Here is a 14,261-nt window from a genome sequence, read left to right on the forward strand (position 1 = left end):
AGCGCTAACATAACACAAGTGTGAGGGATTTATGCGGTCAAGTCAACACAAGTTATGCGCCTGGTTTTCAGGCGTGTTGTTTGCAGCCGCTGCTGCATGTACCGCCCCTGCCGCCTCTGCGGCGGTGGACTCCGGCAAGGCGGCGGAGGCGCACTGGGTGGCGTCCTGGGGCACCGCAGTGATGATCCCGGAAGGGCAGAACGAGCTGGCCGCGGAACACTGGCGCGACGCGAGCTTGCGCCAGATCGTTCATCTTTCGCTGGGCGGCAGCCGGCTGCGGGTCCGCATCAGCAACACCTACGGCACCGCGCCGCTGGTGCTGGAGGGCGCCGCCGTGGCGCTGGCCAAGGCACCCGGCAAGGCAGACGTCGACGGCGCCAGCGCGCGCCCGCTGACTTTCAACGGCCGCACCAGCGTCCTGATCCCCTCCGGCGGCGAGTACTACAGCGATCCGGTGGCGCTGGAGCACAAGGCCGGCGCCGACCTGGCCATTTCCATGTACTTCAAGGGCGAACCTGCGCGCCAGACCGGCCACCCCGGCTCGCGCACCAACAGCTTCGTCATCAAGGGCAACCGTGTGATGGACGCCGAATGGCCGGCCGCCGCCAAGGTGGAACGCTGGTATGCGCTGGCCGACGTGGAAGTGCAGGCGCCGCGCAGCGTGGGCGCGGTGGTTGCCATCGGCGACTCCATCACCGACGGCAACGGCTCCACCACCGACGGCAACGACCGCTGGCCGGATTTGCTGGCGGCGCGCTTCGCCCGCGAAGGGCAGGTCATGGGCGTGGTCAACGCAGGCATCGGCGGCGGCCGCCTGCTGCGCGACGGGCTGGGGCCGAACATGGTGTCCCGCTTTGACCGCGACGTGATCGCCCGCAGCGGCGTTACCCATGCCATCGTGATGATAGGCGTGAATGACCTGGGCGGGCAGCACCGCAACGGCGACAACTCGCCGGAAGCACGCAAGAAGCTGCTGGACGATATGATGACGGCGCATCGCCAGCTGGTGGAGCGCGCGCATGCGCAGGGTATTTGCGTGATCGGCGGCACGGTTTCGCCATATTCGGGTTCGGATTACTACCGTCCCAACGCGGACAACGAGGCAGACCGCGTGGCCCTGAACAACTGGATACGGACCTCCGGCGTGTTCGACGGCGTGGCAGACTTCGATGCCGCGCTGCGCGATCCGGCCCGGCCTTCGCACCTGCTGAAGGAGCGCGACAAGGGCGACGGCCTGCATCCCTCGCCGGCCGGCTTCCGCGCCATGGCGGACGCGGTGCCGCTGGACGCGCTGCGCCAGTGCGCGGTGCGGCGCTGAGGCAGGCTTGGCGGGTTACGCGCTCGCGCGCTAACCCGCCCTACGTAGGGCGGGTTAGCGCGCAGTGCGTAACCCGCCGCCCATGATTGACCAATAAAACAAAACTAGGCCCGTGCAAGGGCCAATCGGAGACAAACGAATGACATTCATCACCAGGGCAGCCTGCGCCGCCCTCCTGCTGGCCTGCGCCTTGCCCGCGCTGGCGCTGGGCCAAAAATCCTTCGTGGCTTTCGAACGCCCCGCCGGCGACCCGGTGGCCCTGGTGCAGTCCGGCGCCGCCGCCAAACTGCTGGTCGACCCTGCCGACCACGCCGGCGTGCTGCGCGCCGCCGGCGACCTGCAAGGCGACATCCTGCGCGTGAGCGGCGTGCGCCCCGTACTGCAGAAAGGCGGCGCCATGGCGGGCGCGGACGTGGTCATCATCGGCACCGTCGGCAAGAGCGCCCTGATCGACAAGCTGGTGCAGTCTGGCGCGCTGGACGTTTCCGCCATCAAGGGCAAGTGGGAAGCCTGGCAGGTGCAGACCCTCAAGAACCCCCTGCCGGGCGTGGAGCGCGCGCTGGTGGTGGCCGGCAGCGACAAGCGCGGCACCATCTACGGCATCTACGAGATCTCCGAGCAGATCGGCGTATCGCCCTGGTACTGGTGGGCCGACGTGCCGCCGGCGCAGCACGAGGACGTCTACGCCAGCGCGCCCGCCCGCGTCAGCGACGCGCCTGCGGTGCAGTACCGCGGCATCTTCCTCAACGACGAAGCGCCCGCGCTGACCGGCTGGGCCAAGCAGCGCTACGGCGGCTACAAGCACGAGTTCTACGAAAAAGTGTTCGAGCTGCTGCTGCGCCTGCGCGGCAACTACCTGTGGCCCGCCATGTGGGACGCCGCCTTCTTCGACGACGATAAACTCAACGGCGTGCGCGCCGAGGAGTACGGCGTGGTGATCGGCACCTCGCACCATGAGCCCATGATGCGCGCCCACAAGGAGTGGGACCGCTACGGCAAGGGCGCCTGGGACTACAGCAAGAACGAGAGCGTGCTGAAGGACTTCTGGCGCGGCGGCCTGCGCGCGTCGAAGGGCACGGAGAAGATCGTCACCCTGGGCATGCGCGGCGACGGCGACGAGCCGATGTCCGAGGAATCCAACGTGGCCCTGCTGGAGCGCATCGTGAAGGACCAGCGCGAGATCATCGCGCAGCAGATCAACCCGGACATGAGCAAGGTGCCGCAGGTGTGGGCTTTGTACAAGGAAGTGCAGGAATACTACGAGAAGGGCATGCGCGTGCCGGACGACGTGCTGCTGCTGTGGTGCGACGACAACTGGGCCAACATCCGCCGCCTGCCCACGCCCGAGGAGCGCAAGCGCGCCGGCGGCGCGGGCGTGTACTACCACTTCGACTACGTGGGCGGCCCGCGCTCTTACAAGTGGCTGAACGTGACGCCGATTCCGAAGATCTGGGAGCAGATGCGGCTGGCCTACGAATACGATGCGAAGCGCATGTGGATCGTCAACGTGGGCGACCTGAAGCCGATGGAAGTGCCGATCGAGTTCTTCCTCACGTATGCCTGGAACCCTGCGGCCTGGCCGGCCGAGCGCCTGCCGGATTACCTGAAACTGTGGGCCAGGCGTGAATTCGGCGCGCAGCATGCGGACGAGATTGCGGACATCGTGGCCAGGTACACCAAGTACAACGGCCGCCGCAAGCCGGAGCAGCTGGAACCGGGCACCTACAGCCAGGTGAACTACAACGAGGCGGCGCGCATCGCGGGGGAATACAGGGATCTGGCGGGGCGGGCGGACCGGATAGACGCGGCCTTGCCGTCCAACCTGCGCGACGCCTTCTTCCAGCTGGTGCAGTACCCGGCCAAGGCGGGCTCGGTGGTGAACGACATGTATGTGCTGGCGGCGCAGAACCAGCTGTACGGCAGGCAGGGCCGCGCATCCACCAACGACCTGGCCGAGCGTGTGCGCGGCCTGTTCAAGCAGGACGCGGAACTGGCGCGCCAGTACATGGAAGACGTCAGCGACGGCAAGTGGAACCACATGATGTCGCAGACCCACCTGGGCTACACCTACTGGAACCAGCCGCCGCGCAACGTGATGCCGGCGGTGTCCGAAGTGCAGGTGGGCCGGGCCAGCGACATGGGCGTGGCGGTGGAGGGCAGCGAGTTCGCATGGCCCGGCCAGAACGCCGACAAGCTGGCGCTGCCGGTGCTGGATGCGGAAAGCAGGCAGGCGCGCTGGCTGGAGGTCTTCAATCGCGGCCAGCAGGCCTTCAACTACACCATCACCGCCAGCGAGCCGTGGGTGGTGCTGAGCAGCGCGGCAGGGCGTGTGGTGCGCGAGAAGCGCGTGATGGTGGACGTGCGCTGGGCGGACCTGCCGCGCGGCGCCGGCCCGCTGGAAGCCACGCTGACCATCGAAGGCGCGGGCGGCAAGACGCGCGTCAAGGTGCCGGTGCGCCGGCCGGTGCAGGCGGCCCCCGGCAGCTTCGTGGAATCGCAGGGCGTGATCGCCATCGAGGCGGAGCATTATGCGGACGCGGTGGCGAAGGAGGGCTGGCAGTGGCTGCGCATTCCTGACCATGGCCGTACGCTGTCCGCCATGACCACCTTGCCCGCCAGCGCGGCGCTGTCCGTGCCCGGCGCAGCCGAAGGCATGCGGCTTGAATACAAGGTGCACCTGCTGACGGCGGGCGAAGTTACGCTGCACACCACCCTGGCGCCCACGCTCAAGTTCCAGCCGGGCGAGGGCTTCCGCTACGCCGTGTCCTTCGACGGCGAGGAACCCCAGGTGGTGAACGTGCACGCGGACGGCTCCCAGCGCTTCTGGGAGCGCGCGGTGTCGGACGGCGCGGTGGTGTTCAAGACCAGGCATAAGCTGGCGGCCGGCGCGCACACGCTCAAGTTCCGGGCGGTGGATCCGGCGCTGGTGCTGCAAAAACTGGTGATCGACGCTGGCGGCCTGAAGCCGAGCTACCTCGGCCCCCCGGAAAGCCCGAAAGCGCCGTAACACCGAAAACACCGAAACACCGAAACACCGAAACACCGTAGGGCGGGTTAGCTGCGCGTAACCCGCCGGAGCCGCCAGCGGCCCCAAGATTACGCAACCATAGGTCCACAACGGAGACAAAATGAAACGAATACTCAAGGCGCTCGCGCCTATGCTCGCGGTGCTGCTGCCGCTATGCATGCCGGCAGCGCCGGCAAGCGCTTCAAGCAGCGCGCCGGGCGCGGTGGAAGACGGCTACGACCTCTGGCTGCGCTACCGCCCGCTCGACAAGGCGGCGCGCGTGCAGGTGCGCCCCGTGGCCAGCGCCATCGTGGCCCCCGGCGCCGTTGCGGGTACCGGCGCCGCCGGCGGCAGCCCCGCCGCGCCTCCCGCCACGCCGCTGCAAGCGGCTGTGGCCGAGCTGCAGCGCGGCCTCGGCGGCCTGCTGGGCAAGGATCCGCCGCTGGCCGCGTCCGTGCAGGACGGCGCCGTGGTGCTGGCCACGCCCGCGACCCTGCCCGCGCTGTCCTCCATGGGCCTCAAGCTGGACACCCTGGGCCGGGAAGGCTACCTGCTGCGCAGCACGCACCTGCAGGGCCGCAAGGTCACCCTGATCGCCGCCAACAGCGACATCGGCCTGCTGTACGGCTCCTTCGCGCTGCTGCGCAAGATCGGCACCGGCGCGGCCGCCCGCGCGGAACTGGCTTCACTGGACGAACGCTCCGCCCCCAAGCTGACGCTGCGCGTGCTGAACCACTGGGACAACCTGGACCGCACCGTGGAGCGCGGCTACGCCGGCGAGTCTATCTGGAACTGGTGGGCGCTGCCCGAAGTGCGCGACCGCCGCTACGTGGACTACGCGCGCGCCAACGCCTCGCTGGGCATCAATGGCACAGTGCTCAACAACGTCAACTCCAAGCCGGACATCCTGACCGCGCCATGGATCGCCAAGGCCGCCGCCGTGGCGGACTCGCTGCGGCCCTACGGCATCAAGGTCTACCTGTCCGCGCGCTTCTCCACGCCGCTGGAACTGGGCGCCACCAAGACCGCCGACCCGCTCGATCCCGCCGTTGCGGCCTGGTGGAAAGCCAAGGCCGACGAAATCTACAAGGCCATCCCCGACTTCGGCGGTTTCCTGGTGAAAGCCAACTCGGAAGGCCAGCCCGGCCCGCAGGACTACAAGCGCAGCCACGCCGATGGCGCCAACATGCTGGCCAAGGCCGTGGCGCCACACAAGGGCATCGTCATGTGGCGCGCCTTCGTGTACGCGCACGAGAAGCCGGATGACCGCGCCAAGCAGGCCTATGACGAGTTCAAGCCGCTGGACGGCGCCTTCGACCCCAACGTCCTGGTGCAAGTGAAGAACGGCGCCATCGACTTCCAGCCGCGCGAACCGGCCCACCCGCTGTTCGGCGCCATGCCGAAGACGCCGCTGATGATGGAATTCCAGATCACCAAGGAATACCTGGGCTACGCCACCCACCTGGCCTACCTCGGCACCATGTACCAGGAAACCCTGGCCACCGACATGCACGCCGGCCCAGGCGGCGGCAGCGCCACCGTGGCCCAGATCCTGGAGGCCGGCGCGCAGCAGAGCGCGCGCAAGGAAGACGGCGCCGCGCGCCTGACCGGCATCGCCGGCGTGGCCAACATCGGCAGCGAGCGCAATTGGAGCGGCTCGCACTTCGACCAGGCCAACTGGTACGCCTTCGGCCGCCTGGCCTGGAACCCGCAGGCCGACGCCCGCGCGCTGGCGCGCGAGTGGGCCGCGCAGACCTTCTCGTCCGAGCCGGCCGCCGTGGCGCAGATCACCGACCTGATGATGATGTCGCGCGAAGCGGTGGTGAACTACATGACGCCGCTCGGCCTGCACCACCTGATGGGCACCGGCCACCACCACGGCCCGGCGCCCTGGGTGGCCAACCTGGAGCGCCCCGACTGGAACCCGGTCTACTACCACCGCGCCGACCAGGGCGGCATCGGCTTCGACCGCACCGCCAGCGGCAGCAATGCGGTGGCCCAGTACGCGCCGGCGCTGGCGCGCCAGTACGCCGATCCGCGCACCACGCCGGAATCCATGCTGCTGTGGTTCCACCACCTGCCGTGGGACTACAAGATGGCCTCCGGCCGCAAGCTGTGGGATGAACTGTTGGCGCGCTACGACAGTGGCGTGGCGCAGGCGGACGAGATGCGCCAGCGCTGGGCGCGGCTCAAGCCCATGGTGGACGCGCGGCGGCATGAAGACGTGGCGGTCCTGCTCAACAAGCAGTACGCGGAAGCGGTGTGGTGGCGCGACGCCAGCGTGGCCTACTTCCAGTCGGTGTCCGGCCTGCCGCTGCCGGCCGGCGTGAAGGCGCCGGGCATGCCGCTGGAGTACTACAAGTCGCTCAAGTTCCCCTACGCCCCCGGGCGCGGCTAGCGGGACGGTGGTCCGGCCAAATGATTGCGGTAACATAAATGTGACCGTTTGTTGTATGGCCGGACAGTTTTAGCATGGCAGCTTGTGGTAAAGTCCACTTTTTAACACAGGTTTTCTGAGCAGATGGCAAGAACTAAGGCGAAAGCAGCAGCGGGACCGGAATCCCGCTCAGGCGTCCCCACCATGTCCGACGTGGCGAAACTGGCCGGCGTGTCGCCGATGACGGTCTCGCGCGTGATGAACGGGGACACCAAGGTGCGCCAGAGCACCCGCCGCAAGGTGGACGAGGCTGTGGCTGCGCTCAACTACGTGCCCAACCAGGCCGCCCGCCGCCTTGCCGGCTCGCGGCCTATCCGCATTGGCTTCCTGTACAGCAACCCCAGCGCGGGCTACCTGAGCGAGTTCCTGGTCGGCCTGCTGAACCAGGCCAGCCTGAACAACGTGCAGCTGGTGGTGGAGAAGTGCGAGGCCGGCGAGCACTGGAAGGAACAGACGCAGCGCCTGATCGACAACGGCGTGGACGGCATCATCCTGCCGCCGCCGCTGTGCGACATGCCCGGCCTGATCGACATGATCGCCAAGTCCTCGCTGCCGGCCGTCACGGTGGCCTGCGGCCAGCCAGACCCGCGCGTGTGCGCCGTCAGCATCGACGACTACCAGGCCGCCTACGCCATGACCTCGCACCTGATCACGCTGGGCCACCAGCGCATCGGCTTCGTCATCGGCCACCCCAACCAGACCGCCAGCGCGCGCCGCCTGGCCGGCTTCAAGGCCGCCATCGCCGACCGCACCGTGCAGGACTCGCCGGAACTGATCGTGCAGGGCATGTTCACCTACCGCTCCGGCCTGGACGCGGCCGAGCTGCTGCTGGGCCTTGAGCAGCGTCCCACCGCAGTCTTCGCCAGCAATGACGACATGGCGGCAGCCACCGTGGCCATTGCCCACCGGCTCGGCCTGGACGTGCCGGGCGACCTGACGGTGGCCGGCTTCGATGACACGGCCCTGGCCACCACCATCTGGCCGGAACTGACCACCGTGCGGCAGCCGATCACCGGCATGGCCGAGGCGGCGGTGCAGTACCTGGTGCGCCAGATCCGCGCGCTGCGCGACGGCGCGCCGGAAGCGCCCGAGCACGTGCTGATGGACTTTTCGCTGATCCGGCGCCAGTCCGACGCCGCGCCGCGCATGCGTCCGCCCATCAAGCTCGCCGCCAAGCCTTAAACACCCTAAAGAGTGATGCGTCCCCTCCAGCGTACCGCTACGCTGGAGGCGGGCTTTCGCGTTTATCCTTCATAAATAATGAACGATAACTTCATACCTTTGCGATTGATTGCCTGATCAGTGAATCATATAGTGTGTCCATGGAAGCGCAGTCGCCGACAGCGCCAATCAACTCGGGAGCAATAGCATGAGCATCGTATTCAGCCAGATTCGCCGTACCATCCTGCGCGGCGCCGCCGCCGTCACCGTGGCCGCCGCCGTGGGCAGCGCCTTCGCCGCTCCTGCCGCCACCCCGGCCGCCGCCCCGGCCGGCTTCACCAGCAAGACCGCCGCCGTGAACGGTACCAAGATCCACTACATGGTGGGCGGCAAGGGCACGCCGGTGGTGCTGCTGCACGGCTACACCCAGACCAGCCATATGTGGAAGCCCATCATGGGCGAGCTGGCCAAGACCCACACCGTGATCGTGCCCGACATGCGCGGCGTGGGCGGCTCGGAAAAAGCGGCCGGGGGTTACCTGAAAACCAATATGGCCAAGGACATCCACGAGCTGGTGGGCACTATCAGCAAGGAGCCTGCCACCGTGGTGGGACACGACATCGGCCTGATGGTGGCCTACGCCTATGCCGCCCAGTACCCGGCCGACACCAAAAAAGTCGCGCTGATGGACGCTTTCCTGCCCGGCATCGGCAACTGGACCAATATGTTCCTGCTGCGCGACCTGTGGCACTTCCACTTCTTCGGCGAAACGCCGGAAAAACTGGTGGCCGGCCGCGAACGCACCTATTTCGAACACTTCTGGAACGACTTCGCCGCCGACAAGACCAAATCGATCAAGGAAGCGGACCGCAAGCTGTATGCCGCGTCCTACGCCCAGCCGGGCGGCGTGCGCGCCGGCTTCGAGTACTTCAAGACCTTCCCGCAGGACGCGGAGCAATTCGCGGAACTGGGCAAGACCAGGCTGACCATGCCCATGCTGGTGCTGGCGGGCGAAAAGTCGGGCGGCGACTTCCTCATCAACCAGGGCAAGCTGGTGGCGGACAACGTGGATGGCCGCATCATCAAGGGTTCGGGCCACTGGATCATGGAGGAAGCACCCGAGCAGACCATACCCGCCTTGCTGGGCTTCATCGAGTAAGCTCAGCAGATTCCCCGGTGTTTGTTAGGTGCCGCACGGTGTGCGGCAACTGATCGGCATATCGTTACTCAGGCAATGAAGCCCATCAACGACACCGAGGAATCATCATGGACAACACTACGAACAGCACGGATAAATCCAGCAACGCCACCCGCGACGCCGCGACCCAGTTCAGCCGCGACACCCGCGCCGACATCCACAGCGCCATCGACCGCACCGCTGAGAAAGTGCAGCCCACTGCGGACCGCCTGGCCAGCTCCGCTCACGCCACCGTGGACAAGATGGCAGAAAAAGTGACGCCCACCGCCGACCGCCTGGTTGGCGCAGCCCACACGGCAGTTGACCGCGTGGCCGACACCGCAACCCAGGTAAGCGATAAAGCCGCCACCGGCGCCAAGCAGCTCGGCGAGGCTTACACCCGCTTCGCCGAAACGGGGCGCAACTACGTGCGCACCAGCCCCGCGACGTCGGTACTGCTGGCCGTGGCCGCAGGCTATGGCCTGTCCAAGCTGCTGGGCGGCCGCAAGTAAGCATCCGGCCCGCTTCAGCAAGATCCTGTAAGCCTGATTGCCGGCGGCCGCGTTCCCCGCGCCGCCGGCCGGAGAACTGCATGCACACTTCCAATCCCGGTTCTATTTCCGCTTCCGATGCACCACGTGCCACCGGCATCGCCGTGATACCGCCAGCCGAATCCGGACAGTCCGGCGTGTCCTGGAGCGCGGTGCTGGCGGGCGCACTGGCGGCCGCCGCACTCTCGTTCATCCTGCTGATCCTGGGCGTGGGCCTGGGCCTGTCCGGCGTTTCCCCCTGGTCCTACAACGACGCGCCGATCGGCAAGTCGGCCATCATCTGGGTGGCCTTCATGGAACTCGCTTCGGCGGGCGTGGGTGGCTACCTGGCCGGCAGGCTGCGCGTCCGGTGGGCCAATACCCACGGCGACGAAGTCTACTTCCGCGATACCGCACACGGCCTGCTGGCCTGGGCCGTGGCCACCTTGCTGACCGCCGCATTGATGGCGGGCGCGGTGCGCGCAGCGCTGAGCGGGGCGATTGACGCCGGCGCAGCCACCGCCACCGCAGCCACTGCGGCTACAGCAGCCACCGCAGCTACTGCGGCCGGCGCCACCGTCGGTGCCGGTGCTGGCCCGGCGGCAGGCAAGGGCGGCGCTGCCGGCCCGGCCGCCTACTACTCCGACATGCTGCTGCGCGCCGATACGCCCGCGCCGGAAACCGACAACGGTGCCCTGCGCGCCGAAGTGGGCCGCATCCTGCTGCAACAGCCTGTCGGCGGCCCTGCCATGGCTGCGGACGACCGCCAGTACCTGGCGCGCCTGGTCGCCAAGCGCACCGGCGTGGAGCAGGCCGAGGCCGAGCGCCGCGTGGACGACGTCCATGCCCGCCTGCTGAAAGCCCGCACCGACGCCGAAAACGCCGCCAGGAATGCCGCCGAGCAAGCCCGCAAGGCCGGCGCGCAATCCGCGCTGTGGATGTTCGTGGCCCTGCTGCTGGGCGCCTTCATCGCCAGCTGGGCCGCCACCTTCGGCGGCAAACTGCGCGACGCGGACGGTCCGCTGCCGCGCCGCTGATCCCACCAATATCTCAAGGAGAGGAGACCGCCATGCGCTCGATCCTGCTGTGGATGCTCGGCATACCGCTGCCCATCATCATCCTGCTTGCCCTGTTCCGTTGAATTTTTTGAGGATCTCATGACCAATACGAAAAAAGGCCAGCCGGCCAGCGCCATCGACCTGTCGGCCAGCATCGCCTACAACGCCAACAAGCCCGCCGAGCATGGCGAAGCGGCGCGCACCCCTCCGCAAGGCATGCACGTGGACGCGGGCGCGCCACCGGCCACCGCCGGCACCGCGTCGGAAACGCAAAGCTCGCCCAAGGTGGGCGGCGGCGTGCCGCCGCTGGGCGTCAATCCCAACGACGGCAACCTGGAACGCGTGCGCACCGACGCCGGCGGCCAGCGCCTGACCACCAACCAGGGCGTGCCGGTGGGCGACAACCAGAACTCGCTGAAAGCCCATCTGCGCGGACCCACGCTGATGGAAGACTTCATCCTGCGCGAGAAGCTCACCCATTTCGACCATGAGCGTATCCCCGAGCGCATCGTGCATGCGCGCGGTTCGGCGGCGCACGGCTACTTCGAGTCCTACCAGGACCTGAGTGCCGTCACGCGGGCCGCGCCGTTCGCGCAGGCCGGCAAGCGCACGCCGGTGTTCGTGCGCTTTTCCACCGTGGCCGGCGAACGCGGCTCGTCCGACACTGCGCGCGACGTGCGCGGTTTCGCCGTCAAGTTCTACACCGACGAAGGCAACTGGGACCTGGTGGGCAACAACATGCCGGTGTTCTTCATCCAGGATTCGATGAAGTTCCCGGACCTGGTGCACTCGGTGAAACCGGAACCGCACAACGGCATCCCGCAGGCGGCCAGCGCGCACGACACCTTCTGGGATTTCACTTCCCTGATGCCGGAGTCGATGCACATGCTGATGTGGCACATGTCCGACCGCGCCATCCCGCGCAGCTACCGCATGATGCAGGGCTTCGGCGTGCACACCTTCCGCCTGGTGAACGCCGACGGCGTGAGCGTGTTCTGCAAATTCCACTGGCAGCCGCTGGCCGGCACGCACTCGCTGGTGTGGGAAGAGTCCAACAAGATCATGGGCGCCGATCCGGACTTCCACCGCCGCGACCTGTGGGAAGCCATCGAGGCGGGCGCCTATCCGCAGTGGGAACTGGGGCTGCAGATCTTCACCGAGGAGCAGGCCGAGAACTTCCCCTTCGACGTGCTGGACGCCACCAAGATCGTGCCGGAGGAACTGGTGCCGGTGCAGCCGGTGGGACGCATGACGCTGAACCGCAATCCGGACAACTTCTTTGCCGAAACCGAGCAGGTGGCCTTCTGCACCGCGCACATCATTCCCGGCATCGACTTCACCAACGACCCGCTGCTGCAGGGGCGCATCCACTCTTATGTGGACACGCAGATCAGCCGCCTGGGCGGGCCGAATTTCCACGAGATTCCGATCAACTCGCCGGTGTGCCCGGTGCACAACAACCAGCGCGACGGCATGCACCGGCAGGCCATTCATCGCGGCAAGGTGTCGTACGAGCCCAATTCGCTGGGCGGCGGCTGCCCCTTCCAGGCCGGCATGGCGGGCTTCACCAGCATCCGCGAGCAGGCCGTGACGGAAGACAAGGTGCGCGGCAAGCCCGAGCTGTTCGCCGACCACTATTCGCAGGCGCGCCTGTTCTGGATCAGCCAGAGCCCGGCCGAGCAGGCCCACATCGTCGGCGGCTTCCGCTTTGAGCTGAGCAAGGTGCAGGTGCCCGCCATCCGCGAGCGCATGCTGTCCATGCTGGTCAACGTGGACGCCACCCTGGCGCACGGCGTGGCGTCCGGCCTGGGCATCCGGGTGCCGCCGCCGCAGCCGCTGGCCACCACGCTGCCGCTGCCGCACTATCCGCCGTCGCCCGCCTTGTCGCTGCTGGCGCGGCCGGGCGAGCAGGGCATCAAGACGCGCCAGGTAGCCATCCTGATCGCGCCGGGCGTGGACGGCCCCATCGTGCAGGCCATCCAGTCCGCGCTGCTGAAGGAAGGGGCGGTGCCGCACCTGGTGGCGGGCACGCTTAACCCGGTCTGCACCGCCAGCGGTGCCTTGCTGCCGGTCGAGAAGACGTTCGAGAACGCGCCGCCGGTGCTGTTTGACGCGGTGGCCGTGCCGGAAGGCGCGGCGGCGGCCGAGCAGCTCAGCAAGGACGCGCTGGCGCTGGACTTCGTGCGCCAGCAATACCGCCACTGCAAGCCGCTGCTGGCGGTGGGCGCGGGCACCGCGCTGCTGGGCAAGGCGGGCATTCCGCCCAAGCTGCCCGACGGTTCGGACGACCCGGCGCTGATCGGCACCGACCCGTCCGACCTGGCCGACGCGCTGGCCGCGTTCAAGACCGCGCTGGCCGGCCACCGCGTGTTCGACAGGGAAACCGATCCGCCATTGGTTTGACGGCCGCCGCGCCGGGACGCCGGTGCCGGATCAGGTGCCGGATCAGGTTGCGGATCAGGTGCTGGATCCGGCGCGGCGTCCGGCCCGCGCCGCGAGGGCAGGGGGCCGCTGCCGTGGCAGCAAGGGCCGCTGCGGCAAGGCGTGCCGCCTCAGGCTGCTTGCGCGGCGCGGGCGTCCTGGCCCGCTGGCTGCTGCGCGAGGAAGGCCGCCGTCTCGGCGGCGGTGGCCGGATTGCAGCCTTCGCGCATGGCGTTGATGCTGGCGCTGGCCACCGCGTAGCGCGCCGCCAGTTCCAGCGTGGCGGCGTCCGCCTCGTCCAGCGCCACTGCCGACAGCATGCCGGCCGAGTCCAGGCTGGCTACCAGCCCGGCTAGGAAACTGTCCCCGCAGCCGACCGTGTCCACCACCCGGATGCCCTCGGGCGCGCCGACGGCAGCGCAGGCGCGGCGCGACAGCAGCACCGCACCCTGCGCGCCCAGGGTCAGCGCGATCAGCTTCACGTCCAGCGTTTCCAGCAGCATGCGCGCGGCAGCCAGCGGCGCCATGCCGGCATACCCCAGATGCAGCAGGTCCTCCTCGCTGACCTTGATCAGGTCCGCCACGGCGAGCGCGCGCTGCACGCCGGCGGCGTAGGAGGCCAGGTCGCCGCACACCAGCGGGCGCACGTTGGCGTCCACCGAGATCAGTGCGCCTGCCGACGCTGCCGCGCCGATGACGTCCAGCGTGGCGTCGATATCGTCGGGCACCAGCGCCAGGCCGCCCGTGTGGAACAGCCGCATGCCGGCCGGCAGCGCGGCGCGCGCTTGCCCGGGCCGGATGTCGCGGTCGGCCACGCCCTCGCGGTGGAAGACATAGCTGGGCGAGCCGTCGGCATCCAGGGTGACGATGGCCAGCGAGGTTGGCCTGGCGCTGCGCGCCGGGCTGCCCAGGAGCACGCCGTCCCGCGCCAGCAGGCGCGCGAAGCCCTGGCCGAAGCTGTCCGCCGACAGCGGATTGAGATACGTCGCCTGCATGCCCTGGCGCGCGGCGGCGATGGTGAAATTGCACACGGCTCCGCCGAGCGCGGCGGCAAAGCGGCCGTCCGGCATTTCTATCATGTCCACCAGTGCTTCGCCGAATGTCACTACCATGTTGCTTCTCCTGTTGTAGGGGGATCAATCTGGGCGGCCG

At 68.2% G+C, this 14,261-nt stretch carries 9 protein-coding genes; 8 read left to right on the forward strand and 1 reads right to left on the reverse strand.

What is annotated here, in order from left to right; all coding sequences use genetic code 11:
* Positions 1-73 precede the first annotated feature (73 nt).
* The 8 genes from ASC94_RS09000 to ASC94_RS09035 all read left to right on the forward strand — a co-directional run bounded on the left by ASC94_RS09000 (position 74) and on the right by ASC94_RS09035 (position 13,091).
* Positions 74-1,318, forward strand: coding sequence for an SGNH/GDSL hydrolase family protein (locus ASC94_RS09000; protein WP_229417219.1), 1,245 nt, complete (start codon positions 74-76; stop codon positions 1,316-1,318).
* Between the two features lie 139 nt (positions 1,319-1,457).
* Positions 1,458-4,325 (forward strand): glycosyl hydrolase 115 family protein, encoded by a 2,868-nt coding sequence (locus tag ASC94_RS09005; protein WP_056393509.1) that lies wholly within the window; start codon positions 1,458-1,460, stop codon positions 4,323-4,325.
* A 121-nt stretch (positions 4,326-4,446) separates the two neighbouring features.
* Positions 4,447-6,723, forward strand: coding sequence for an alpha-glucuronidase family glycosyl hydrolase (locus ASC94_RS09010; protein WP_082616365.1), 2,277 nt, complete (start codon positions 4,447-4,449; stop codon positions 6,721-6,723).
* Positions 6,724-6,906: 183 nt separating this feature from the next.
* Complete coding sequence (locus ASC94_RS09015) at positions 6,907-7,944, forward strand: LacI family DNA-binding transcriptional regulator (RefSeq protein ID WP_229417220.1); 1,038 nt, start codon at positions 6,907-6,909, stop codon at positions 7,942-7,944.
* A gap of 187 nt (positions 7,945-8,131) precedes the next feature.
* Positions 8,132-9,082: an alpha/beta fold hydrolase gene (locus ASC94_RS09020; RefSeq protein ID WP_056393512.1), complete on the forward strand. Its 951-nt coding sequence runs from the start codon at positions 8,132-8,134 to the stop codon at positions 9,080-9,082.
* Between the two features lie 107 nt (positions 9,083-9,189).
* Positions 9,190-9,612, forward strand: coding sequence for a hypothetical protein (locus ASC94_RS09025; protein WP_056393515.1), 423 nt, complete (start codon positions 9,190-9,192; stop codon positions 9,610-9,612).
* 80 nt (positions 9,613-9,692) lie between these two features.
* Complete coding sequence (locus ASC94_RS09030; RefSeq protein ID WP_229417221.1) at positions 9,693-10,667, forward strand: hypothetical protein; 975 nt, start codon at positions 9,693-9,695, stop codon at positions 10,665-10,667.
* Between the two features lie 120 nt (positions 10,668-10,787).
* A complete protein-coding gene (locus ASC94_RS09035) occupies positions 10,788-13,091 on the forward strand; it encodes a catalase (RefSeq protein WP_056393517.1) in 2,304 nt (767 codons plus the stop codon).
* 149 nt (positions 13,092-13,240) lie between these two features.
* Here the strand turns inward: ASC94_RS09035 and ASC94_RS09040 are convergent, their stop codons facing one another.
* Positions 13,241-14,221, reverse strand: a complete 981-nt coding sequence (locus ASC94_RS09040; RefSeq protein WP_056393521.1) for a PfkB family carbohydrate kinase — start codon at positions 14,219-14,221, stop codon at positions 13,241-13,243.
* Between the last annotated feature and the right edge of the window lie 40 nt (positions 14,222-14,261).

Origin of the sequence: Massilia sp. Root418 (assembly GCF_001425265.1) — a bacterium.
Taxonomy (GTDB): Bacteria; Pseudomonadota; Gammaproteobacteria; order Burkholderiales; family Burkholderiaceae_D; genus Rugamonas.